Origin of the sequence: Pseudomonas sp. St29 (assembly GCF_001547915.1) — a bacterium.
Lineage (GTDB): Bacteria > Pseudomonadota > Gammaproteobacteria > Pseudomonadales > Pseudomonadaceae > Aquipseudomonas.
In genome coordinates this window covers 968,392-993,187 of the sequence record NZ_AP014628.1, presented here as the reverse complement: position 1 = coordinate 993,187, position 24,796 = coordinate 968,392, and the positions used below count along the sequence as shown (strand labels likewise).

Annotated in this window: 17 protein-coding genes and 1 pseudogene; 5 read left to right on the top strand and 13 right to left on the bottom strand. The window is 64.4% G+C overall.

The window, feature by feature from the left end:
* Positions 1-681, bottom strand: coding sequence for a Fe2+-dependent dioxygenase (locus PST29_RS04405; protein WP_060842472.1), 681 nt, complete (start codon positions 679-681; stop codon positions 1-3).
* 207 nt (positions 682-888) lie between these two features.
* Between PST29_RS04405 and PST29_RS04400 the strand changes: the two genes are divergently transcribed.
* Complete coding sequence (locus PST29_RS04400; RefSeq protein WP_060842471.1) at positions 889-3,180, top strand: TonB-dependent receptor; 2,292 nt, start codon at positions 889-891, stop codon at positions 3,178-3,180.
* 156 nt (positions 3,181-3,336) lie between these two features.
* Complete coding sequence (locus PST29_RS04395; protein ID WP_060842470.1) at positions 3,337-5,868, top strand: PepSY domain-containing protein; 2,532 nt, start codon at positions 3,337-3,339, stop codon at positions 5,866-5,868.
* A 164-nt stretch (positions 5,869-6,032) separates the two neighbouring features.
* Here the strand turns inward: PST29_RS04395 and PST29_RS04390 are convergent, their stop codons facing one another.
* The 5 genes from PST29_RS04390 to ptsP form a co-directional block, all read right to left on the bottom strand.
* Entirely contained in the window at positions 6,033-7,574 is a 1,542-nt protein-coding gene (locus PST29_RS04390; RefSeq protein WP_060842469.1) for an alkaline phosphatase D family protein, read from the bottom strand.
* A 117-nt stretch (positions 7,575-7,691) separates the two neighbouring features.
* Entirely contained in the window at positions 7,692-8,072 is a 381-nt protein-coding gene (locus PST29_RS04385; RefSeq protein ID WP_060842468.1) for a hypothetical protein, read from the bottom strand.
* A gap of 952 nt (positions 8,073-9,024) precedes the next feature.
* A complete protein-coding gene (locus PST29_RS04380; RefSeq protein WP_060842467.1) occupies positions 9,025-10,770 on the bottom strand; it encodes a PTS fructose-like transporter subunit IIB in 1,746 nt (581 codons plus the stop codon).
* Between the two features lie 11 nt (positions 10,771-10,781).
* Entirely contained in the window at positions 10,782-11,723 is a 942-nt protein-coding gene (gene pfkB, locus PST29_RS04375) for a 1-phosphofructokinase (protein ID WP_060842466.1), read from the bottom strand.
* A complete protein-coding gene (gene ptsP, locus PST29_RS04370) occupies positions 11,723-14,584 on the bottom strand; it encodes a phosphoenolpyruvate--protein phosphotransferase (protein WP_060842465.1) in 2,862 nt (953 codons plus the stop codon). Before ptsP ends, pfkB begins: the two co-directional genes overlap by 1 nt.
* Positions 14,585-14,886: 302 nt before the next feature.
* On the opposite strand from ptsP, the gene cra reads away from it, so the two are divergent.
* A complete protein-coding gene (gene cra / locus PST29_RS04365; RefSeq protein WP_060842464.1) occupies positions 14,887-15,882 on the top strand; it encodes a catabolite repressor/activator in 996 nt (331 codons plus the stop codon).
* Between the two features lie 4 nt (positions 15,883-15,886).
* Complete coding sequence (locus PST29_RS04360; RefSeq protein WP_060842463.1) at positions 15,887-16,678, top strand: TatD family hydrolase; 792 nt, start codon at positions 15,887-15,889, stop codon at positions 16,676-16,678.
* On the opposite strand, the gene PST29_RS04355 is transcribed toward PST29_RS04360, so the two are convergent.
* The 6 genes and pseudogenes from PST29_RS04355 to PST29_RS04335 all read right to left on the bottom strand — a co-directional run bounded on the left by PST29_RS04355 (position 16,664) and on the right by PST29_RS04335 (position 23,097).
* Positions 16,664-17,035 carry a hypothetical protein gene (locus tag PST29_RS04355; RefSeq protein WP_060837498.1) on the bottom strand — a complete coding sequence of 124 codons (372 nt, stop codon included), beginning with the start codon at positions 17,033-17,035 and terminating at the stop codon, positions 16,664-16,666. The genes PST29_RS04360 and PST29_RS04355 overlap by 15 nt on opposite strands.
* Before the next feature lie 196 nt (positions 17,036-17,231).
* On the bottom strand, positions 17,232-17,936 hold the full coding sequence (locus PST29_RS32690; protein ID WP_442966406.1) for a methyl-accepting chemotaxis protein: 705 nt from the start codon (positions 17,934-17,936) through the stop codon (positions 17,232-17,234).
* A 153-nt stretch (positions 17,937-18,089) separates the two neighbouring features.
* Positions 18,090-18,293 (bottom strand): annotated as a pseudogene (locus tag PST29_RS32685) (HAMP domain-containing protein); the annotation flags it as partial.
* 1,124 nt (positions 18,294-19,417) lie between these two features.
* On the bottom strand, positions 19,418-20,254 hold the full coding sequence (gene ampE / locus PST29_RS04345) for a regulatory signaling modulator protein AmpE (RefSeq protein WP_060842461.1): 837 nt from the start codon (positions 20,252-20,254) through the stop codon (positions 19,418-19,420).
* Complete coding sequence (ampD, locus tag PST29_RS04340) at positions 20,251-20,811, bottom strand: 1,6-anhydro-N-acetylmuramyl-L-alanine amidase AmpD (RefSeq protein ID WP_060842460.1); 561 nt, start codon at positions 20,809-20,811, stop codon at positions 20,251-20,253. The genes ampE and ampD overlap by 4 nt, the downstream gene beginning before the upstream one ends.
* 63 nt (positions 20,812-20,874) lie before the next feature.
* Positions 20,875-23,097, bottom strand: a complete 2,223-nt coding sequence (locus PST29_RS04335) for a DUF1631 domain-containing protein (protein ID WP_060842459.1) — start codon at positions 23,095-23,097, stop codon at positions 20,875-20,877.
* A 363-nt stretch (positions 23,098-23,460) separates the two neighbouring features.
* On the opposite strand from PST29_RS04335, the gene nadC reads away from it, so the two are divergent.
* On the top strand, positions 23,461-24,309 hold the full coding sequence (nadC, locus tag PST29_RS04330; protein WP_060837493.1) for a carboxylating nicotinate-nucleotide diphosphorylase: 849 nt from the start codon (positions 23,461-23,463) through the stop codon (positions 24,307-24,309).
* Positions 24,310-24,349: 40 nt separating this feature from the next.
* Here the strand turns inward: nadC and PST29_RS04325 are convergent, their stop codons facing one another.
* Entirely contained in the window at positions 24,350-24,646 is a 297-nt protein-coding gene (locus PST29_RS04325) for a DUF6388 family protein (RefSeq protein WP_042942084.1), read from the bottom strand.
* Positions 24,647-24,796: the final 150 nt, after the last annotated feature.

Here is a 24,796-nt window from a genome sequence, read left to right as displayed (position 1 = left end):
CTACACCTCGACCCAGCGCCGCAGCAGGTTGTGATAGGTGCCGGTCAGGCGGATCAGCGAAGGATGCTCGGGCACGTCCCGGGTCAGTTCCTGGATCGCCCCGTCCATCTCGAACAGCAAGGCGCGCTGGCTGTCCTCGCGCACCAGGCTCTGGGTCCAGAAGAACGAGGCGTAGCGAGCGCCACGGGTCACCGGGTTGACCTTGTGCAGGCTGGTGCCGGGGTACAGCACCATGTCCCCCGCCGGCAGCTTGACCCGCTGCAGGCCGTAGGTGTCCTGGATCTCCAGTTCCCCCCCGTCATAGTCCTCGGGGTCGCTGAAGAACAGGGTCGACGACAGGTCGGTGCGCACCCGCTCCGCGCTGCCCTTGGGCTGGCGCACGGCGTTGTCGATATGAAAGTCGAAACTGCCGCCGGCGGTGTAGCAGTTGATCAGCGGTGGGAACACCTTGTGCGGCAAGGCGGCGGACATGAACAGCGGGTTCTGCCACAGGCGATCGAGCATCGCTGCGCCGATCTCCTGGGCCAGCGGATGCCCTTCCGGCAGTTGCAGGTTGTGCTTGGCCTTGGCCGACTGGTAACCGGCAGTGATCTTGCCATCCGCCCAGTCCGCCTGCTCCAGGGCTTCGCGGATGCGCCCCACTTCATCACGGGTGAACACGCCGGGGATGTGCAGCAACATGGCCAGGTACCTGAGCAGCGAAAGGTCGTCAATGATATTGATTCTTATTGACTGTGTAAAACCCGGTGACGAATGAGAACGCAAAAACCGTAAGGATAAATTGTAAAGATTGTAAATTCAGTGCGAATAGTAACGTTTCGCAATTGATAACGATTGTTTCTTTCCCCTATATTCCGCGACCTCAAATCCTTGGGGAGGGGAACCACCATGTCACGCCAACAACCACCATCCGCTGTCAGTTCACCGCGCCTGCTGGCCTCCGCCATTGGCGTGGCGATTACCGCCGGCTCCGCGGGCCATATGGTTCAGGCCGCCGAAGACACCCAGCAAAAGGCCGCGGGCAAGGCCATTGCCCTGGATGCCACCAGCATTAGCGGTGAGGCCCAGGACAACACCTCCTACCAGGTCGAAAAAGCGTCCTCACAGAAGTACACCGCTCCGCTGGTGGATACGCCGCGTTCGGTCACGGTGGTTCCACAGCAAGTCCTCAAGGACACCGCTGCCACCTCCCTGCAAGATGCGCTGCGCACAGTACCCGGCATCACCTTTGGTGCGGGTGAAGGTGGCAACCCTCAAGGCGACCGTCCGTTCATTCGTGGTTTCGACGCCCAGGGCGACACCTATCTCGACGGTGTGCGTGACACCGGCGGCCAGAGCCGCGAGATCTTCGACATCGAAACCATTGAAGTGAGCAAAGGCCCGAACTCCGCCTTTGGTGGGCGTGGCTCGGCAGGCGGCAGCCTGAACCTGACCAGCAAGATGCCCAAGCAGCAAGACTTCCTCAATGGCGGTTTCACCTACGGTTCCGACCAGACCCGACGCTACACCCTGGACGTCAACCGGCAGTTCCTAGAGGGTGCCGCGTTCCGTCTGAACCTGATGAGCCACGAACAGAATGTGGCTGGCCGCGACGCCGTCAATTACGACCGCTGGGGCGTGGCTCCCTCGCTGACCTTCGGCCTGGGCACCCCGACCCGGGTCAACGTCAGCTACTACCACATGGAAAGCGACGACCTGCCGGATTCGGGCATTCCCTATGGCTACAGCTCCGCGACCGCCACGGCTCACAGCCACGACAAGCCCACAGACGGTGGTGACAGCAGCAATTTCTACGGCCTGAAGGACCGCGATTTTCGCAAGACCCGCGCGGACATCAGCACCTTCTCCATCGAGCATGACCTGAGCGACACCATGACTCTCAAGAACACCCTGCGTCACGGCAGCACCGGGCAGGACTACGTTCTCACCCAGCCGGACGACAGCAAGTTCAACGTCAACCGTTACGGCACCGTATGGCGTCGCGCCAACAGCCGCGTCTCGACCACGGAAACCACCACCAACCAGACCGATCTGTTTGGCGAATTCAACACACTGGGCTTCAAGCACAACTATTCCACAGGCCTCGAATTCACCGGCGAAGAAACCCGTGTCAGCAGCTACACCGTCACGCCGAACAGCAACCCGACCTGCACCGCGGGCAAGGTCGGCAACAGCGGTGGCAGTTGCACCTCCCTGGGCAATCCGAACCCGGATGATGCCTGGACCGGCAGCGTTGCTCGCAACTACTACGGCACCAACACCAAGGCCACTAGCCGCGCCGCCTACGTCTTCGACACCATCGAGCTAGACCCGCAATGGCTGTTGAACCTGGGCCTGCGCTACGACACTTTCGACACCGTGGCCAACACCAACGCCGCCACGGGCCGCACCAAGCTCAAGAACGACAGCCAGTTCTGGAACTGGCAAGCCGGCTTGGTCTGGAAGCCGATGGAAAACGGCAGCGTCTATGCCTCCTACGCCACCTCGGCCACCCCGCCCGGCGCCCTGGTGGGTGAAGGTGCAGAGGGCAACCCCCTGGCTGCCGGCGCCAGTACCAGCGACCTGCAACCTGAAGAGACGGTCAACTACGAACTGGGCACCAAGTGGAACGTGCTCAACGACCGCCTGTCCCTCACCGCGGCGGTATTCCGCACCGAGAAGAAAAACACCCGAGTCCTGGTGGACGCGCTGACCTACCAGAACGCCGGTGAGTCCCGTGTCGATGGCCTGGAGTTGGGCGCCAGCGGCAAGATCACCGACAAATGGCAAGTCTTCGCTGGCTACAGCTACCTCAAGAGCGAGCTGGTTGATCCAGGCTTGACCGGTCGTAACGGCGTGATCACCGCAGGCGCGGCCTCGGCCAAAGGCAATGAAATGCCCAATACGCCGAAGAACAGCTTCAGCCTGTGGAGCACCTACGACATCACCTCCAAACTCACCGTCGGTGGTGGTGCGTTCTATGTCGACGAGGTATACGGCGACACCGGCAACACCGTGTATGTGCCGTCCTATACCCGCTACGACGCCATGGCCAGCTACAAGCTGACCAAGAACGTCGACCTGCAGTTGAACGTGCAGAACCTGACCGACAAGACCTACTACGACAAGGCTTACTCGGCGCACTTCGCCAACCAGGCCGCCGGCCGTACCGCGCTGATGAGTGCCAACTTCCACTTCTGATCCAGCGCAACACCCACCTGTGGCCCCGGCCACAGGCGCCCAAGCCCCACGCATTGCAATGCCTGGGGCTTTTGCGTGTAAAAACGAATGCTTCTCGACAACCCACGGCATACTGCGCGCCGTGTTTTCTCTCTCTGGACGAACAAGGCGAGTGACGTGTTGAAGAAAACCCTGTTCCAGCTGCACTGGTTCTTCGGCATCAGCGCGGGGCTGGTCCTGGCCCTGATGGGCATCACCGGGGCGACGGTGTCGTTCCAGGACGAAATCCTGCGCGCCCTCAACCCATCGGTGCTGCAAGTCGACCCGCTCCCCGCCGGGGCGCTGCCGCCCGCCGAACTGGTGGAGAAAATCCAGGCCGCCGAAGGCAAGACGGTGTCCATGCTCTGGGTGGAAACCGACAGCGGCAACGCCGCGCGGGTGTTCTTCACACCGCCGCCGGGCGAACGCCGTGGCCAGATGCGCTACTTCGACCCCTACACCGGCGAGCTCCTGGGTGACGCGGTCGGCCAGGACTTCTTCGGCTTCATGCTGCAACTGCACCGCTTCCTGGCCATCGGCGACACCGGCCGGCAGATCACCGGCGCCTGCACCCTGATCCTGATCTTCTTCTGCCTGTCCGGGCTGTACCTGCGCTGGCCGCGCCAGGTCGGCAACTGGCGGGTATGGCTGACCCTGGACTGGGCCAAGAAAGGCCGCGGCTTCAACTGGGACCTGCACGCGGTGTTCGGCACCTGGTGCCTGCTGTTCTACCTGCTGTTCGCCCTCACCGGCCTGTACTGGTCCTACGACTGGTACCGGGAAGGCCTGACCAAACTGCTCTCCGACTCGCCACACAGTGAGCGCCAGCGCGGCGGTCGCGGCGGCCCGCCACCCAAGGGCGAGGCGCCGCAGGCGGACTACAACGCCCTGTGGAGCAGCCTCTACAGCGCCGCCGGCAAGGACCTCAGCGCCTACAACATACGCATGCCGCCGGTGGCCGGGCAGCCGGCGACGGTGTTCTACCTGCTCAAGGATTCGCCCCACGATCGCGCCCTGAACCAGCTGACCCTGGATCCCGTCACCGGGGTCATCAGTCGCCACCAGCGCTACGCCGAGCAGAGCGTCAAGGCGCAACTGCTCACCAGCGTCTACGCCCTGCACGTGGGCAGCTACTTCGGCCTGATCGGGCGCATCGCCCTGACCCTGGCCTCACTGAGCATGCCGCTGTTCTTCGTCACCGGCTGGCTGCTGTACCTGGATCGCCGGCGCAAGAAGCGCCAGATCAAGGACGCACGCCAAGGCCTGGAAAGCAGCGCCGACGATGGCTCCGCGTGGCTGATCGGTTTCGCCAGCCAGAGCGGGTTTGCCGAACAACTGGCCTGGCAGACCGCCGGGCAATTGCAGGTTGCCGGGATCGCCGCCCGGGTCCTGCCCCTGGGCAACCTCAGCGAACAGGACCTGCGTGACGCCCAGCGAGCCCTGTTCGTGGTCAGCACCTTCGGCGACGGCGAAGCCCCGGACAGCGCCCGCGGCTTCGAGCGCAAACTGCTGGGCCGCGAGCTGTCGCTGCCGGGTCTGGAATACGCCGTGCTCGGCCTGGGCGACCGCCAGTACCCGCACTTCTGCGGTTTTGCCCGGCGCCTGCAGGACTGGCTGGCGAACCAGGGCGCCAGCACTCTGTTCGCCCCTATCGAAGTGGACAGCGGCGACAGCTACGCCCTGCGCCACTGGCAGCAACAACTGGGACAACTCATCGGCCATGCGCCGGTGGACCTGTGGCGGGCCCCAGCGTTCGACAACTGGACCTTGAAAAGCCGCAGCCTGCTCAATCCTGAGAGCAGCGGCTCCGGGGTCTACCTGCTGCAACTGCTGGCCCCCAGCGCCAGCAGCTGGCTGGCCGGGGATCTGGTGGAAGTCATGCCGCGCAACAGCCGTGGCGCAGTGGCGGACTTCCTCGCGGGCCTGGGCCTCTCCGGCAACACCCCGGTGCAACTGGACGGCCTGCAGGAAAGCCTCGAACAAGCCCTGGGCAGCCGCCAGCTCCCGGAAAACCGCGCCCATTTGATCGGCCTGCACGCCCAGGCCCTGGTGGATGCCCTGGTGCCCTTGAACATGCGCGAGTACTCCATCGCCTCGATTGCCGCTGATGGCTGCCTGGAATTGCTGGTGCGCCAGGAATGCCGCCCCGATGGCAGCCTGGGGATTGGCTCCGGCTGGCTCACCGAACACGCGGCGGTGGGTTCGAGCATCAGCCTGCGGGTAAGGCGCAACAGCGGCTTCCACCTGCCGGCCGAACCTCGCCCACTGATCTTGCTGGGCAACGGCACCGGCTTGGCCGGCTTGCGCAGCCTGCTCAAGGCACGCATAGCCGACGGCCAGCAACGCAACTGGCTGATCTTTGGCGAGCGCAATGCCGAGCATGACTTCTACTGCAAGGACGAACTGCAGGAATGGCGCACCCGCGGCGACCTGAGCCGCCTGGACCTGGCGTTCTCCCGGGACCAGGCCGAGAAGGTCTACGTCCAGGACCGCCTGCGCCAAGCGGCCGACGAACTGAAGAAATGGCTGGCCGACGGCGCCGCGATCTACATCTGCGGCAGCTTGCAGGGCATGGCTTCAGGGGTGGATCAGGTGCTCAACGAGGTACTGGGCGCAGACCAGGTCGAACGCTTGATCGAACAGGGGCGCTACCGCCGCGACGTTTACTGAGGCGTCAGACGCTTCGCCGGCAAGCCGGCTCACACCACTCCTGCGGCCCCACTCCTGCGTAGGAGCTGGCTTGCCAGCGAAGGCGCCCGTCAGAACAGCGCAAGGCTCAAGGCCCTCTTCGCCGGCAAGCCGGCTCCTACGGGACGGGGTGCTGGCGAGAAGGGTTACACCGGTTGCAGGTTGTGTTCGTACACCGCCACGCCATCCAGGTCCCGCAGGATCACCTTCAGCTCTGCCGTCTGCCCGTCGATCTGCACTTCGCCAAAGAACTGAAAACCGGCAAAGGGCGAGGTGTTCTGCGCCGGCGGCGCCTTCTGAAACACCACTTCCGGGCCGAAGGTCTTGTCCAGCACATTGGGCCCGAAACTCCCGGCATTCAGCGGGCCGGCGACAAACTCCCAGAAGGGCTCGAAATCCTGGAACGCCGCGCGATCCGGGTGGTAATGATGGGCCGCGCAGTAATGCACATCCGCCGTCAGCCACACATGGTTGCGCACCTGATACTTGCGCAGGTGCGCCAGCAATTCGGCAATCTCCAGCTCACGCCCCTGGGCCGGTCCGGGGTCGCCGTTGGCAATCGCCTCCCAGCGTGCCACGCCCGGGCTGACCTCGCCATCCGGCACACCCAGGCCAATCGGCATGTCCGCCGCCACCACTTTCCACTGGGCCTGCGAATCCTTGAGTTCACGCTTCAACCAATCCAGCTGCTCACGGCCCAGGAAGGGTTTCTCGCCACCAAGGTTGTCATCGTTGGCGCCGCGATAACTGCGCATGTCCAGCACGAACACATCCAGCAGCGGCCCATAGCTGAGCTTGCGGTAAATCCGCCCGCCGCCATCGGCGCTCTGCCGACGCATCGGCGCATACTCAAGCCACGCCTGCCGCGCGCGGCCCACCAGGGTCTGGATATCCTTGACCGCGTAGCGCTCGTCCAACTGCTTGCCGGGCGACCAGTTGTTGACCACCTCATGGTCGTCCCACTGCCAGATCTGCGGCACCTCGGCATTGAAGCGACGCAGGTTGTCGTCCATCAGGTTGTAGCGGTAATTGCCCCGGTACTCGTCCAGGGTTTCAGCCACCTTGCTCTTGGCCTCGGTGGTGATATTGCGCCAGACGCGCCCGTCCTCCACGGTCAACTGCGCCGGCACCGGGCCGTCGGCGTAAATGGTGTCGCCGCTGTGGATAAAGAAGTCCGGCAAACGCAGGCGCATGGCCTCATAAATGCGCATGCCGCCGATGTCCGGGTTGATGCCGAAGCCCTGGCCCACCGTGTCGCCGCTCCAGACAAAACGGATGTCCCGGCGTTGCGTCGGCGCACTGCGCAAATGGCCGAACCACGGCTCACTGGCCACACCGGATTGCGCATCCTCGAAGGTCACCCGATAGAAGATCGCCTGATCGGCCGGCAACCCGGTCAACTCCACCCGCGCCGTGAAGTCGGTCCGCGCATCGGCCAGGGGCGAGATGAAACGCCGAGGGTTGCTGAACATGCTTCGCGTGTCCCACTCCACCACCATCCGCGCCGGTCGATCGCTGCGGCTCCAGATCATCGCCTTATCCCCCAGCAGATCCCCGGACTGCACCCCATCGGTGAGCTGCGGCCGATCCTTGACCGACGCAATCACCGCCGGCGCCAGGCTCGGCAGCAACAGCCCCGCCCCGGCGATTTGCATGATCCGACGACGGCCGAGGTTGAACTCGCTCATGGTGACTCCCTGACAATGGTCAAAAGGCAACCTTAGTCAGCGGGGATGAAGGGGGTGTGACAGGACGGTGGCGAGGCTGCTTGCTCCCTCGCCACAAAAAAGCGGCTAGCTAAGCGCTCAAGAGGAAGCGTGGCGATTGCCATCAAGCAAGGCATCGACCACGCCACGGGCCATTTCCACCGAATGCACCAGGGACCAGATCAGGCCGCGCTCGATGCCGCTGGCCCGCTCGGTGATCTCGTCGGACACCTCCTCGGCCGCCTTGAGCAGCATGGACACGTGGAGCAAGGCTTCCTCGGCGCTGATACCGGGACGAACGCTGAAGGGCGAGTCGGTGCCCGCCGGACCCGCGGCGGTGGGGTGCAGAGCCGCAATCAACGAGCCGTTTACGCGGGTGTTGGCCAGCGCATGGCGAATGACTTCGTTGGCCAGATCGTGGTCGGAATTACGACGGGAAACAGAATGGGAAACAGGCGGATCGGGGACGATCTTTTTCATGGTGTAGCTCCTTGGGGTGGAGCCACCACCTGACGCTGCTAAACGTAAGGTGGCAGCTGTACGCGGGTTAGCAGACCGGTCCAAGGAATCCGGCGCACCCGAGGGCGCCCCACGCACAGCCGCCATAACAGAACTCGGCAGGCCAAAAGCCAACCGGGACAGGGGCCATACTTGCGTGTCTTGGAATCAGGCTGCTAAACCCGATCACTGAACATTCAGTGACGAACCGAGCCTAGAGAGCCGAGTACCCAGCCGCAAGCGCCAGGGAGTGTCTCGGAAACGCCTTACAAAAGAAAGAGACTTGGCCGACAGCAGCCTATGCCTGTGACTGAGTTTGCTCTCGAAATGGACACAAAATGTCTAGCGTCCTTCAGATCGCCGCATCTCCTGCGACGGGGTGCCGCCCAGAGCGTTCGCAGCCTGCGGCAGCGGCTACACAAAGCCGCCTATAGCCGCTGCTGAGCCCGCGAAGCTGCGAAAAGGACCGCAGGGCCTTGCTTGGCGATTGACCGACGAACCTCCGGCGCCTTCAAGATCGCCGCGTCTCCTCCGGAGCCGTTCGCAGCCTGCGGCAGCGGCTACACAAAGCCGCCTGTAGCCGCTGCTGAGCCCGCGAAGCTGCGAAAAGGACCGCAGGGCCTTGCTTGGCGTTTGACCGACGAACCTCCGGCGTCTTCAAGATCACTGCGTCTCCTACGACGGAGTGCCGCCCAGAGCGTTCGCAGCCTGCGGCAGCGGCCAAACGAAGCCGTGCCCTGTAGCCGCTGCTGAGCCTGCGAAGCTGCGAAAAGGACCGCAGGGCCTTGCTTGGCGATGTCCCGACGAGCCTCGGGCGTCTTCAAGATCACTGCGTCTCCTACGACGGAGTGCCACCCAGAGCGTTCGCAGCCTGCGGCAGCGGCTACAGCGGGTGCCGTTGCGGGATTGCGCCGCAACGGATGTGCCGTGGAGGTCAGCCCGCCTTGGCCGGTTCCAGGGCCAGTTCGACGGTCTCTGGTCGTTTCACTAGGGCATAGACAACCGCCGTCAGCAGACTCCCTGCAACAATCGCCAGCAGGTACAGCAGCGCATGGTTGATGGCATTCGGAATCAGCATGACAAACAGGCCGCCATGGGGCGCCATCAGTTTGCAGCCGAAGTACATCGACAAGGCCCCGGTCAGGGCGCCGCCAGCAATGCTCGCCGGGATCACTCGCAGCGGGTCCTTGGCGGCGAACGGAATCGCCCCTTCGGAGATAAAGCACAACCCCAGCACCAGCGCCGCCTTGCCGGCTTCGCGTTCGGTCTGGGCAAACTTGCGCCGGGCAATCAAGGTGGCAATCCCCAGGCCAATCGGCGGCACCATGCCCGCGGCCATGGTCGCGGCCATTGGTGCATAACTCTGGGACGCCAGCAGCCCCACCGAGAACGCGTAGGCCGCCTTGTTGATCGGCCCGCCCAGGTCGACGCACATCATCCCGCCCAGCAGTACCCCCAGCAGAATGGCGTTGGTGGTGCCCATGCTGTCGAGGAAATGGGTCAGGGCTTCGAGCATGCCCGCCACCGGTTTGCCCACCACGTAGATCATCACCAGCCCGGTAAACAGGCTGGCCAGCAGCGGGATGATCAGGATCGGTTTCAACGCCTCCAGGCTTTGCGGCAGTCGCACATATTGGCTGATTGCCTTGGCCGCATAACCGGCCAGGAAGCCGGCGACGATGCCGCCGATAAAACCCGCACCCAGGGTGCTGGCGAGCATGCCGCCGATCATTCCCGGCGCCAGCCCTGGCCGGTCGGCGATGGAGTAGGCGATGTAACCGGCCAGCAGCGGCACCATCAACTTGAAGGCGGTCTCGCCGCCGATCTGCATCAGGGCCGCGGCCAGGGTGCCCTGCTCCTTGAAGGCGGTGATGCCGAAGACGAAGGACAAGGCAATCATGAGGCCGCCCGCCACCACCATCGGCAGCATGAACGACACGCCAGTCAGCAGGTGTTTGTAGACCCCGGTCTTTTCCTGCTTGGCCGGTGCCGCGGCGCCTGGCGCGGTGGACTCCAGCTGGCCCTCGGCCAGGGCCTTGTTCAGGGTGGCCTCGGACTGTTTGAGGGCCACGCCGGTGCCGCAGCGGTAGATGCGCTTGCCGGCAAAACGCTCGGTGGCCACTTCGATGTCCGCCGCCAGCAGCACCACGTCGGCGGCAGCGATGGCTTCGGCGCTCAGCGGGTTGCGGGCGCCCACCGAGCCCTGGGTTTCCACTTGCAGGTCGTAGCCCAGGCGCTTGGCGGTCTGCTGCAAGGCCTCGGCGGCCATGAAGGTGTGGGCCACGCCGGTCGGGCAGGCAGTGATCGCCACCAGGCGCGGCGCGCGTTTGCCCGCCTCGACCACAGGCTCGGCACTGGCCTCGGTGGCGACATGGATCTGGGCCTCTTCGGCGCCGCGACGCAGCACCGCATCGACGTCCTGCAGAGCCTGGGACGGGGTGCTGCGATACACCCGCTTGCCGACAAAACGCGACATATCCACAGGCCCGGTGCTGACCACCAGCACCCACTCGGCGGCCTCAATGGTGGCCGCTGACAGTTGGCGTTCGGGGTGTGCGTCATCGTGCACTTCCACGCTGGTGCTCCAGCCCTGGCGCTGGGCCGCGGCGTCCAGCAGGCGGGCGCAGAGTACGCTGGTGACCATGCCGTTGGGGCAGGCGGTAATAATGGCTAACTTCATACGCAACCCTCTTATTGTTCTAGGAGGGGGTGCACGCGCACCCCCTGCTCCAGCCGGGCCAGTTGGGCCCTGTCGCTGATGCCAAAACCGATCTGGGTCACGGCCATGGCGGCAATCGCCGTGGCGGTGCGCAGGGTCTGTTCTAACGGCTGGGCACCGAGCAGGCCGTGGAGCATGCCCGCCAGCAGCGAGTCGCCGGCGCCCACGGTGCTGACCACGCTGACCTTGGGCGGAAAGGCCTGCAGGGACGGCGCGGCGCTGAACCAGTTGACGCCCTCGGCACCGTGGGAGATCACCACGTGCTCGACGCCTTGGGCCAGCAGAAGGCGCGCCGCCTCGACCTGCACCGCCACGCCAAGCACCGGGCTGCCGAGGACATCCGCCAGTTCCTCAGTGTTGGGCTTGATCAGCCAGGGCCCCGCCGCCAGACCGGCGCGCAGGGCGGCGCCGCTGGTGTCGAGGGCGACCTTCAGGCCCAGGCTTTTCAGGCGCAGCAACAGCGCCTGGAACCATTCGGGGCTGATCCCTCGCGGCAGGCTGCCGGCCACCACCACCGCGTCATGCCCGGGGGCGATCTGGTCCAGGCGCTCCAGCAAGGCCTGTTGCGCCGCCTCGCTGACCTCGGGCCCGAGGCCATTGATATCGGTGATGCGCCCGTCGTCTTCGGCCAGCTTGATGTTGCTGCGGGTGTCGCCAGGCACGCGGATAAAGGCATCGACAAAGCCGCGCTGGGTGAACAACGCGTCAAACGCCTGTGGATTGTTTTCCCCGAGAAAGCCACTGACGGTCAGTTGATGGCCGAGGTCGGCCAGCACCTGGGCCACGTTCAGGCCCTTGCCTGCCGCGTGGCTGTGCAGGGCGTTGCTGCGGTTGACTTCCCCGACCTCCAGGCGGGCCAGCTGCACCGTCAGGTCCAGCGCCGGGTTGAGGGTCAGGGTGAGAATTTTTGCCATTACATGGCCTCCACTAGGGCACGCACCTCATGGGCGCTGCCGACGGCCAAAGCCTGTTGAGCAAGGGTTTGCGCCTGGGTCAGGCTGAGCTCGCGAATCCGCGCCTTGACCTCGGCGATGCTGCGTCCGGAGACGCTCAGTTCATCCACCCCCAGGCCCACCAGCACCGGCACCGCCAGCGGGTCGGCCGCCAGCTCGCCGCAGACCCCGACCCACTTGCCGTGGGCATGGGCGGCACGCACGGTGATGTCGATCAGTTGCAGCACCGCCGGGTGCAGGCCGTCGGCCTGGGCGGACAGGCTCGGGTGGCCACGGTCGATGGCCAGGGTGTATTGGGTCAGGTCGTTGGTGCCAACGCTGAAGAAGTCCACTTCCTTGGCCAGCACCGGCGCTAGCAGGGCGGCGGACGGCACTTCGATCATGATCCCCAGTTGCAGGTCGGCCACCGGGATTTCCCGGCGCAGGCGCTCGGTCATGTCCCGGGCCTGGCGCCATTCTTCGACGCTGCCGACCATGGGGAACATGATCCGCAGCGGGCGGTTGTCCGCCGAGCGCAGCAGGGCGCGCAGTTGCGCTTCCATGATGAGCGGCCGCTGCAGGGTCAGGCGGATGCCGCGCACGCCGAGGAAGGGGTTTTCTTCCTTGGCGATCGGCCAGTAAGGCAGCGGTTTGTCGCCGCCCACGTCCAGGGTGCGCACCACCAGCGGACGCCCGGCAAGGCCGTCGAGCACACGGCGGTATTCGGCTTCCTGGGTGGCTTCGTCCGGGGCCTGGGGATGGGCCATGAAGATCAGTTCGGTGCGCAGCAGGCCGATGCCTTCGGCGCCGTTTTCCACAGCGGCGGCGACACCGGCGCTTTCGCCGATGTTGGCGAACACCTCCACCGCATGACCATCCGTGGTGCGGGCCTGTTGATGGCGTTGCTCGGCGGCGGCCTTGAGGCGTTGCTCGCGGGTGTCACGCTCTTCGGCGGCCCGCTGCAGGGTGTGGCTGTCGGCGTCGACATGCAGGCGGCCGCGCTGGCCGTCCAGCAGCAGGGGCGTGCCGGACTTGATCAGCAACACGCTGGCGCCCGCGCCCACCAGGGCCGGAATGCCCAGGGCCCGGGCGACGATGGCGCTGTGGGCGGTGGCGCCGCCGCGGGCGGTGAGAATGCCGGCGACGCGAGCCGGATCCAGGCGCGCGACGTCCGAAGGACCGACTTCGTCCATCACCAGGATGTAGGGCTGGTCCGGCTCGGCCGGGGTTTCGATGCCGCACAGTTGCGCCAGCACCCGACGGCCGATGTCCCGCAGGTCGGCGGCGCGTTCGGCGAGCAAGGCATCCTGCAGGGCTTCCTGCTGCTTGGCGGCGGTTTCGATCACGGTCATCCACGCCGCTTCCGCGCTTTCACCCTGCTTGAGGCGGGTGTCCACTTCGTCGGTCAGCTCGGGGTCGTCAAGCATTTCCTGGTGGGTGATGAAGATCTCGCGAATGGCTTTGGACTTGCTGCGCTGGACCAGCCCGTCGATGTCCTGGCGCACGTCGGCCAGGGCCTGCTGCAGGCGCTGGCGCTCGATGGCGGTGGACTCGCCCCGCAGCGGGTAGTCGATGGCTTGCTGGACCTGGATGTGGGCCGGGCCGATGGCGATGCCGGGAGCGGCGGCGATGGCCTGGATCAGGCTGCCGGAAGCCGGGGCGCAGATCGGCACCACGACTTCCTGCGGCTCTTCCCGGGGGGCGCTGGCCGCCGGCAGGGGCTCGACGGCTTCGCCGAGGCCGGCTTCGATGGCCGCCAACAGGGCCGGCAAGGCATCGGCGGCAATGCTCGGTTCCGCGATCAGCTCCAGCACCTGGCCGCGTCGGGCACCCAGGCTCAGCAGCTTGCTCAGGCTTTTCACCGAGACCGCCGAAGCCGCGCTATCGGCGATACGGATGCGGATCTCACCCTCGAAATTCTTCGCCAACTGCGCCAGCTCCTTGGCCGGGCGCGCATGCAGGCCGTGGGCATTGGCCAGGGCAATGCGGGCGCTGGGCCAGTCCGCGGGCAACTCGCCGCCGAGCACTTCCAGTACCGCGCGACTGCTGGTGGCGCGGCCCAATTCCTGGCCACGGCCTTCGATCAGCAGCGCACACAGGCGCTCCAGCAGGGCTTGATGGGCTTCCCCCAGGCTGGCCAGGCAGAACAGACCGCTCAGGGGCTGGCCCAGGTAGCGGATGGGTTTGTCCGGGGTGACGAACGCCAGCCCGGGGCGCAACACGGTCTGCTCGCTGTGCAACCACCACAGGCCGTCGCCCAGGGGCAACGCATCCACCTGTTGCAGCACCGCGGCAAAGCCGTTGCTCACGCACTCGGCCTGGCGTAGCAGGCGGGCGCCGCGCCAGACCAGTTCTTCGAAATCTTCCGCCGCCACCCCGAGGCCGATCATCTGCGCGTCCAGCGCCAGCTCCTGGGGCGCCCCCTGCAACAGCTTGAGCAGGGCCTCCGGGGAGCTGGCGCGACGCAGGGCCTGGCCCAGGTCGGTTTCTCCCAGGGCCCGGGTCAGCAGTTGCAGCAGGCGCAGGTGCTCGTCGGATTTGGCCGCGATGCCGATGGCCAGGTAGACGATCTGCCCGTCGCCCCAGTCCACACCGTCGGGAAACTGCAGCAGGCGCACGCCGGTGGCAAACACCTGATCGCGGGTTTCCGGGGTGCCGTGGGGGATGGCGATGCCTTGGCCGAGAAAGGTCGAGCCCTGGGCTTCGCGGGCCTTGAGGCCGGCCAGGTAACCCTCGGCCACCAGGCCGTCAGCCACCAGTTTATCGGCCAGCAAATGCAGCGCCGCGGACTTATCCACAGCCGTTTGGCCCATGGATATCTGCTCTACAGTGAGCTCGAGCATGGCTTCTCCTATTTAGCGCGGCAGGTGGCGGCGCTAGGTATTGTTTTAAGTAAGCAGCGTAGGCGTGTTTATGGCCACAAACGGGACTTGTTACCTGGCAGAGGTTTTTTTCCGCTTATGATCTAGCCTAGAAAATACGCCTGCTGAAACGTTTAATCTAGCAAGTTTGCTAAGTTACTCGATAATCTCGGCGCCTAGAAGTCCTTCCGCTCGATGGCCGGTTCCGACGTTGGTCGCCTGCCCAGATCAGGTAGGATTGGCGAAAATGTCGGGGCAAGCACCAAAAACAAGGAAATCCCGGGTTGAAACTCAGTGATATCGCTCGCCTGGCCGGTGTGTCCGTTACCACCGCCAGTTACGTCATCAACGGCAAGGCCGAACAACAACGCATCAGCAACGCCACCGTGGAACGGGTGCGCGCGGTGGTGGAAGAACATGGCTTTACCCCCAACCCCCAGGCCGCCGGCTTGCGCAGCCGGCACACCCGGACCCTGGGGTTCATTCTTCCGGACCTGGAAAACCCCAGCTACGCGCGCATCGCCAAGCTGCTGGAGCAAGGCGCCCGGGCCCGGGGCTATCAATTGCTGATCGCCAGCTCCGACGACGCACCGGACAGCGAGCGGCAATTGCTCCAGCTGTTTCGCGCGCGGCGTTGCGATGCGCTGTTCGTCGCCAGCTGCCTGCCAGCCGAAGACGACAGCTATGAGCAATTGCAGGCCCAGGGCCTGCCGATCATCGCCATCGACCGGGTGATGCCGGCGCAGCAGTTCTGCTCGGTGATCAGCGACGACCTGCACGCCAGCCTGCAACTGACCCAGAGCCTGCTTGAGCCCGAGCCCAAGCAGATCGTGCTGATCGGCGCGCGCCCGGAACTGAGCATCAGCCAGGAGCGCGCCGCCGGTTTCCGCCAGGCCCTGCAAGGCTTTGCCGGTGAGGTACTGATCGAGCATGGCGAAGCCTTCAGCCGTGAGTGCGGCCGGCAGTTGATGGAGGAGTTGCTGCAGCGCCTGGGCCACCTGCCGGATGCCCTGGTGACCACCTCTTATGTGCTGCTGCAGGGGGTGTTCGATGCCCTGCATGATTTCCCGCTCAAATCCCGACCGCTGCGCCTGGGAACCTTCGGCGACACCCAGTTGCTGGATTTTCTGCCGCTGCCGGTCAACGCCATGGCCCAGCAGCACCAACTGATTGCCGAAAAAGCCCTGCAACTGGCCCTGGCAGCGATTGAAGAAGGGCATTACCAACCCGGCGTCCAGGCCATCGCCCGGACCTTCAAACAGCGTATCCGGCAGGATTGATACCGTGGAGCTGATCGACAGCCACACCCATCTGGATTTTCCGGATTTCGACGACGACCGTGAGGCGCTGCTGGCCGACAGCCGCGCCCGGGGCGTTTCGCGAATGGTGGTGCTGGGGGTCTATCAGGCCAATTGGCAGCGGGTCTGGGACCTGGTTCAGAGCGATGCCAGGTTGTACGCGGCCTTTGGCCTGCACCCGGTCTATCTGGACGCTCATCAGCCCGCCGACCTCCGGCAACTGGGGGACTGGCTGACGCGATTGGCAGGGCATCCCCAGCTGTGCGCGGTGGGCGAGATCGGCCTGGATTACTTTCTGGAACAACTGGACCGCGAGCGCCAGCAATCGCTGTTCGAGGCCCAGTTGCAGCTGGCGGCGGACTTTCACTTGCCCGCCCTGCTGCACGTGCGGCGCAGTCACGCCGCGGTGATCGCCACCTTGAAGCGCTTCAAGCTCAAGCGCGGCGGCATCATCCACGCCTTTGCCGGCAGCCGCGAGGAAGCCCGGGAATACCTCAAGCTCGGTTTCAAGCTGGGCCTGGGCGGCGCCGCCACCTGGCCCCAGGCCCTGCGCTTGCGCAAGGTGATCGCCGAGTTGCCCCTGGAATCTGTGGTGCTGGAAACCGACTCGCCGGACATGGCCCCCGCCATGTATCCCGGCCAGCGCAACAGCCCGCAGCATTTACCCGCCATTTGCGCCGCCCTGGCGCAGATCATCGGCATCGCTCCCGAGCAACTGGCCAGCGCCAGCACCCGCAATGCCTGCGAACTGTTCGGCTGGCCTTCAGCCGGCCTGTAGCTGCAAGGGTCGGCGCAATCGCCGCCGGGCAATGCCCATCACCAGCAGGTAGCCCAGCAGCATCAGCGCCGAAAGGCTCAATTGCTGGGTCAGACTGACCAGTCCCAGCCACTCCAGTACCAGGGTCACCAACAGCAGCGTGGCGCACAGCACGATCATCAGCGCCCGCAGCCCGGCCAGGCCGCCGAAGCTTTTCAGGCGCTTGATCTGCACCGGGCAACTGAGCTTCAGGGGCTTGTGGCAATGGTTGCAGTTGAAGGGTTCCTGCAACGCCATGGCGTTGAGTTGCCAGGGTTCAAGATCAAGAAGGGTCTGGCAATGGGCGCAGCGGCCGCGGATTCCAGAAGTGACAGTCATCAGCACATGTCCTCAGGGCCATGGGAGGGTCATGGCCGACGGGGCGAGTCGCCCGACGTGGGACGCTCAAAAAAACAGACGCGCAGGAAAACAGGAAATCCGCCTGAGACAAAGACTTTAATTACTACAGTTTGTATGCGAGACGGCGGAGCACCTTTGGACAAGGCGCCCCGCCGACACTCGTTGCCGGCCGCGTCTAGACCCGGAAGGCGCCGATCAGTTGCTTGAGCTGCATCACTTGGGCCGAGAGCTGACGGCTGGCGTCCTCGGTCTGGTGCGCGCCCTCGGCGGTACGTTCGCCGGCGCGGTTGATCTCGACGATGTTCTGGTCGATGTCGTGGGCCACCGACGTCTGCTGCTCCACGGCGGCGGCAATCTGCTGGTTCTGGTCGACGATCATGCCCACCGCGCCGAGGATGTTTTCCAGGGCCTGCTGGACCTTTTCCGACTGGTCGACCGTACCGTTGGCCATGGCGTGGCTGCTGCCCATGGCCTTGACCGCCGCGCTGACACCGCCGTGCAGCTTGCCGATCATCTCCTCGATTTCCTCGGTGGACTGCTGGGTGCGCTTGGCCAGGGTCCGCACTTCATCGGCCACCACGGCAAAGCCCCGGCCCTGCTCGCCGGCACGCGCGGCCTCGATGGCCGCATTGAGCGCCAGCAGGTTGGTCTGCTCGGCAATGCTCTTGATCACTTCCAGCACCCGGCTGATGGACTGGCTGTCGCTGGCCAGCTGGTTGATCACCAGCACCGACTGATCGATCTCGCTGGCAAGGCGCACGATGCTGCCCTGCTGCGACTCCACCAGGCCACGACCGCTGACGGTTTCGTCGTTGACGCTGTGGGCGCTGCTGACCGCCGCCGCCGCGCTGCGGGCCACTTCCTGGGAGGTGGCGGACATCTGGTTCATGGCCGTGGCCACTTGTTCGATCTGACTGCGCTGACCGGCCACCGCCTGGTTGCTCTGGGCCGAGACGCTTTCCACTTGCCCGGCCTGGCGTTCGACTTCGCTGACGGTATGGCCGACCCGTTCGATCAGGTCGTGGATCTTGCGCACCGTGCCGTTGAACACACTGCCCAGCTCGCCCAGCTCATCACGGCTGTGGGCGGTGAAGGTGACGGTCATGTCCCCCGCCGCCACCTTGTCCATCATCGCCCCCAGGCGCCGCAAGGTGGTGCGGGTCGAGGCGTAGAAACCGCCGTACAGATAGACGATCGAGAGGAACACCAGGGCCAGGGCGGCCACCAGCAGCACCATGTGGCTGCGGTTCTGCGCCAGGCGTTTTTGCAGCTCGACATCGAGGAATTTCAGGGTGCCTTCGTTGAGTTGATAGGTCTGTGCCATCAGGCCGCTGATCTGGTCGTAGAAACCCTGCCAGGGGGCATCCAGGGTATCGGCCATCACCACCTGCTCCTCGAACAGTTCACTGGCCTGCTTGAGGCTGCTCTTGCTGGCGCTGGCCAGGCTGTCCAGGGCGTCGTGGGCGGCACGGCTCGAACCCAGGGCGTCCTGCAGCTTGAGCCCGTACTCGGCCTGGAGCTTTTCGATCTGCACCAGCAGTTCGTCGAAGCGGGTGCTGGATGATGAGTTGAGAAAACCCTGGCCCAGGGAATAGGCGCCCATGGCACGGCCCTCGCCGAGGGTTTGGGTCACTTGCGGGGTGATGCTGGTGATCAGGTCGCTGAGCTGGCGGATGTCGCCCTGGCCATCGCGGCTCAGGCCCGACTGGCTGGCGATGATCTGGCTGAACAACTGCGCGCTGCCCAGGAGCTTGCCGATCAGTCCGCTCTTGTTCAGCAGCGAGCTTTCCGTCTGCTGGGCCTTGAAGGCCGTCACCAGTTCATCGCGCTTGGCGTTGAACACCTCGACCTGCTGCGGATCGACGGTGACCGCCTGCAGGGCCTGCAGGCGGTCCAGCACGGATTTTTCCAGGGCCAGGATCTTGCCTTCCAGGTCCCCCGCCTTGCCCGATTGTCCGAGACCGGCGTTGATCTGCACTAGGTTGTTGAGCGTCTCCAGATCCCGGCGCAGGCTCAGGCTGCTGCCCAGCAGGTCGAGGCTTTGCAGCTCGACCCGGGTGCCCTGGAACTCGCGGTAGGAATCACGCACCAGATAGAAGTTGGTCACCAGCATGGGCACAAAGAACAGCACGCTGATCAGGCTGAACTTCATGCCGAAGCTCAGGCGGTTCATCAGCGCGACAGCGGGATAGAGCAAGCTCTTCACAAAGAAGTCTCCCTTTTCTTTTATTTTTATTGGCAGGCAGGCGAAGGCAGCAGATAGCCACTATTCGGCGCTCCGTCTGTATAGCTCAATTTCGGGGGAGGTTTTGTAACTTAAAGTTAACCGCTGCGGATGAGGGAGCATGCTCCCTCATTCGTTCAGGCCAGGACGGTCCACAGGGCAAAACCGGCGTACCAGAGCACGGCGGCCCGCAGCAGCAATTCCCAGATGCGGTCCAGGCTGTTGATGCCTTCGGGGCCGGTCAGGGGCGGCGGAATTTCGGCGGCCACCAGGCCGACCCGCTCCACCAGCTGGGCAGCACTGATGTGCCAGTTGAGCAACTCGTGAAGCATCACCCGGCTCACGGCCACGAAGTTGCCCACCAGGGCGAAGCTCGCAGCCAGCAGGCGCACGGGCAACCAGTCGAAGGCATGGCGCAGTTGCGCGGCCCGCTCCACCAGGGCGGGATTCTTGCCGTGCTCGGCAGCCAGGGCCAGCAGGCGGTAGCTCAAGGCCGCCACCGGCCCCAGCAGGAAGTACCAGAAGATCACCACAAAGAAGCTCTGGAAGGCCTGCCACAGCACATAGCCCTGCACCCGCTCCAGCAGTTGCTCGCCGCTGTCGGCGCCAATGTCCAGGTCACGCTTGGCGACATGCACCGCCGCTTGCAGGTCCTCGCGCCGCCAGGCGTCGCGAAACGGCCCGAGGCCCCCAAGCAGATCTCCGCGCCCCAGGGCGTAGATCACCACCAGCAGATGCAGCGGCAAGGCCAGCAGCCCGTAGGCCACCGGTTGCAGCACCAGCAACAGCAGACCGAGCAAGGCCACCGGCAGCAGCACCAGTATCAGCAACAGCCACCAGGGGTGTGCGCCCAGACGCGGGCTGGACTCCAGTTGCGCCAGGTTCTTCAGCCACCAGCCGTCACGCTGCACCCGCTGCCGCAAGGCCGAGAATTTCTCGACCCACACCGCTAGCAGCAACACCAGAAAACTCATTGTCCTTCCCCCTTTTCCAAGGCGGCACGATAGCGTGCCCAGTCGAAAGCCCGACCCGGGTCGGTCTTGCGCCCGGGCGCAATGTCGCTATGGCCACAGATCCGTTGTGTGGTGATGGCACTGTAGGCGGCCTGCAATTGTTCGGTCAGGGCATTCAAGGACCGGTACTGGGCCTCGGTGAACGGTAGCTCGTCGGTGCCTTCCAGTTCGATGCCAATAGAAAAGTCGTTGCAGGTATCGCGCCCCTCGAAGCTCGACACCCCCGCGTGCCAGGCCCGGTCCAGACAAGAGACAAACTGGGTGACCGCGCCGTCACGTTCGATCAGGAAATGCGCCGAGACGCGCAAATCGGCAATCCCGGCAAAATACGGGTGCTCTGTGACATCAAGGCGATTCTGGAAGAATTCCTGGACCTTGCCGGTGCCGAACTGCCCCGGCGGCAAGCTGATGTTATGAATCACCAGCAGGGAGATTTCCCCCGCGGGACGTTGATTGAAATTGACTGACGGGCAGTGCCGCACGCCGTGACACCAACCCGTGGCAGGGTCCAGCCGCATACCGATTCCTTCAACTAAAGCCTTGAGTGGCCCAGTATGCCGCGTTACCCCCTCGGGTTGCGATCACTTGCCGTGATTGAGTCGCTGCAGATTGCCGATCACCGACTCCAGGGCCCGGTCGAACAGCAGGGTGTCGTCCAGAGCCCGTACCGCGCCGCGCTGGAACTCCAGGGCCAGGCCCATGCGCGTGCGCTCCAGGACCTTCATCCCGGTGCGGTTGACGAACACGTACTTGGCCACGGGATGGGGGACAATCGCCGCCAGCTTGCAGCGCAAGGTGGTGTCCTCCTCTTCCTGGAACTCGACCCAGGCCCCCAGCCGCAATTGATCGACCAGCAGCAGGCTGGGGTCGTTGGCCGGCAGGACCAGGGGCGCAGCCTCCAGCGGTCCTTCCTCGGCAGAAGGCAGGACAATCTCCTGGGCGACCACGATCATGTGCGCAGGCTCGGCCGACGAAGCGCTCCCGCGCAGCAGCGGCGCCAGGGCCTGGCGCTCGAATGCCTGGAGGTGCAGGGCCTCCAGCTGGCTGAAGAATTCGCTGGTGGCAAAGGGATCGACCGCCGCACCGTTCAAACCGTCACGCAGGCCCTTGAGCAGCCCCGGCACCCGTTCCAGCAAGCGCATGGCCGCGTCCGCTTGCGGCTGGGGCTGCACACTCCAGATCAAGTCGTGCAGGGTGCGCTCGGCGGTCTGCCACTCGACGGAGTCATCGCCGTGCCTGAGGCAACTGAGCAGCAGCACCTGACTCCAGGCATCGCGAACAAAATCCACCACCTTGTGCGGCAGTACCTTGCCCAGCAGCGCCTCATTGAGTGCCTGCTCGACCCGGCGCCGGGCCAGTTCCGCCTTGACTCGTCCTTCCTCGGCGTCTCGGGTGCGCTGCTCCAGCAACTCGGCACGACGTCGTTCGTCGGCGGTAAAGGCGAGAAAGTCGGCCAGCAGTTCGGAGAAGATCGCCGGGTCGTCGCTGAACTCGCTCAACAGGCGCTGCACCACCTGTTCGATGCGCAGGTACAGGCTGTCGCGCTGGTGGTCGTCGCAACCGCCCCAGCCCATGGCCGCCGCGGCGATTTCATTGAGCAGGCGTCGAGCCGGGTGGTTGCCGCGACTGAAGAAGCTCTTGTCCAGCACCGCGACCTTGAGCATGGGAATCTGCAGGCGCCCGATCAGCGCCTTGAGCGAGTCTGGCAGGTTGCGATCATCGAGGATGCACTCGAAGAGCATGGCGATCAGGTTGATCACGTCCTCGTCGGCCACGTCCACCACCCGCGACTTGCCGCTCTTGACGCTGACCCGGGTGAGCAGTTGCTCCAGCTGGTTGCGCAGGTCGAAATCTTCCTGGGCGCTGGGGGGCGGTACGTATTGCTGCAGGTGCGAGAGCAGGCGCATCAGGTCGCGGGTGGAAATCGGCTGCGTCTCGGCGCTGGCTTCCAGGGTCGGCGCCACGCTGCCACGCACCTGCAGAAGCAAGGTCTGCAAGGCCGCGAAAACTTCCTGCACGCTCTCGTCGAGCTGGCATTGGCTGGGCTTGGTGCCTTCGCCAGCCTGTGCCTGGGCTTCGACCCGGGCTCGGTCCGAGGCTCGACGCGCCGGTGGCGGCATCAGCTCGGGCAGAATGCCGGTGGCGATCAACAGCTGGTTGGCTTCGCCAAAAAGCTGCTCGGCATCGCTGAGCACGTAACGCTCGAACAGCTTGAGGATGATCAACTTGACCTTGATCTCCACCCCCAGACTGCGCCCAGCCTGCAGGAAGTACTCACAAAGCAGCGCCGGCCCCAGGGGATTCTCCGCATCCAGCAGGCGTCGGCCCAGCAGCGCACTCAGGCGCTCCGTCAGTTGCCCGAGGGCAAAGCCTTCGCGGTTGAGGACCTTGGCCACCATGGCCTGCACCGCGACGTTCTTTTCCAGGTCATCCCGGGAGGGATCAAGGGACGGGTCGTATGCCACCGCGTGGGGAATGACCAGGGCGGGGTCGTATTGCACCAGGCTGGCAAAGGCTTCGAAAAACTTCTCCAGGAATGCGCGTTCGATGCTCTTGCGCTTCAGGCGCAGGTCGCGCATGGCTTCGAACAGGGTGTTCTGCTCGACATTGTTCTGGGCACGATCGGCCATTTCGAACAGGGTGTCGTCGGCATTATCAAACAGCTCCTGCAAACCGTGGCGCAGTTGCTGGGCGGCCTTGTCACGAACCTGAAGCAGAATCACCGGCAGGCGGGCAAGCGGCGAAGCGTTCGCCTGATCTGTAGCCGCCTTGTGCAAAGGCACTACATTCCCGTCGTTGTGCATCCAAGCCTCCTGGAAAGGTGTTTCTTCGGTTCGAGATCAAGATTCAGTCAAGCCGACGGCGCTCACAGTCGGTTCTCAGCGGAGGCGGGTGCACTCCACAGCACTGCGTTTAAAAGGGAGCCAAAGATACGTCAAAGCTATGACGTCAATTACAAGTCATATTATCTTGTAAAACTCCCCTCTTGCGCCAGCAGACTCTGTCGCCTCTCCGGAAATAACCCTCAACTCACCAAGAAAGTTCACTTATCCCCATCAGACAAAACGACGAAAGAGCGGTTCGCCAGAGACTCACCGGCACTTGCCGCCTTGGGTTCGCTGATCCCATGCCCCTATAATCGGCGCACCTTGATTGTGGAGCCCGTTATGCCGAATCTACGCCTCGCCGACCTGACCGCCGAAATCGAAGCCAACGTGCGCCGCGCGTTGCTGGAAGACATCGGCAGCGGCGACATCACCGCGCAATTGATCCCGGCCGAACGCCTGGCCAAGGCCACCATCATTACCCGCGAAGCCGCGGTCATCGCCGGCACAGCCTGGGTGGACGCGGTGTTCCGCCAACTGGATCCGCGGGTCGCCGTGCACTGGCAAGTGGCTGACGGCGAGCGAGTGGTACCCAACCAGGCGCTGTTTCACCTCGAAGGACCGGCCCGGTCGCTGCTCACTGGCGAACGCAGCGCGTTGAACTTCCTGCAACTGCTGTCCGGCGTGGCCACCCGTGCCCGCTATTTGGCCGACTTTGTCGCCGATACCCAGGTCAAGCTGCTCGATACCCGCAAGACGCTCCCTGGCTTGCGCCTGGCGCAGAAGTACGCGGTCACCTGTGGCGGCTGCCACAACCACCGCATCGGTCTGTATGACGCCTTCCTGATCAAGGAAAACCATATCGCAGCCTGCGGGGGCATCGCCCAGGCCGTCAGCGCCGCGCACAAGATCGCCCCGGGCAAGCCGGTGGAGGTGGAAGTGGAAAGCCTTGGGGAGTTGAAGCAAGCGCTGGCAGCCGGAGCCGACATCATCATGCTCGACGAACTGAGCCTGGACGACATGCGCGAGGCCGTGCGCCTGAATGCCGGCAAGGCCAAGCTGGAAGCCAGTGGCGGGATCAATGAAAGCACCCTGCGGCCGATTGCCGAAACCGGGGTGGACTACATTTCCATCGGCGCCATGACCAAGGACGTCAAGGCTGTGGACCTGTCCATGCGCCTGAGCCTGTGATGGATGAAAAACGCCAGCCTGGATCAGGCTGGCGTCGGGCTCAATCGTCGATTTCGTTGAGCTGCAGATAGTCCTCAAGGTCCATGCCCAGCGCTTCAGCAACCTCCTGATGCACCTCCAGGCGCATGGCCTTCAACTCCTCCGGTGTCTCGGCCACCAGATCGAGCACCAGCTCCCACGGCTCGATGCCGCGAGACTCTGCCTCGTCCTCAAACGCCCATTGCGCTTGCTGTTTCTGTTCTTCGGGGCTCAGGGCGCTGATTTCCTCTTGCAAGGAAGGCGTGGCAGCCAGGTACCGTTCAAGCGCTACGTCGATTCTTGCCTCTTTAGGAATCATCTCGTTCTCTCTGATCATGGGAATGGAAGATGGATCTGGATCGTGGGGATCTCTCTGCCGCAAAAAATCGTCGTGAACGGCGATTTATCTGGCCTTCAGAACCATTCGGGATCATCTGAAAACAGCATGCTGGTACTCAGACAGCAACCG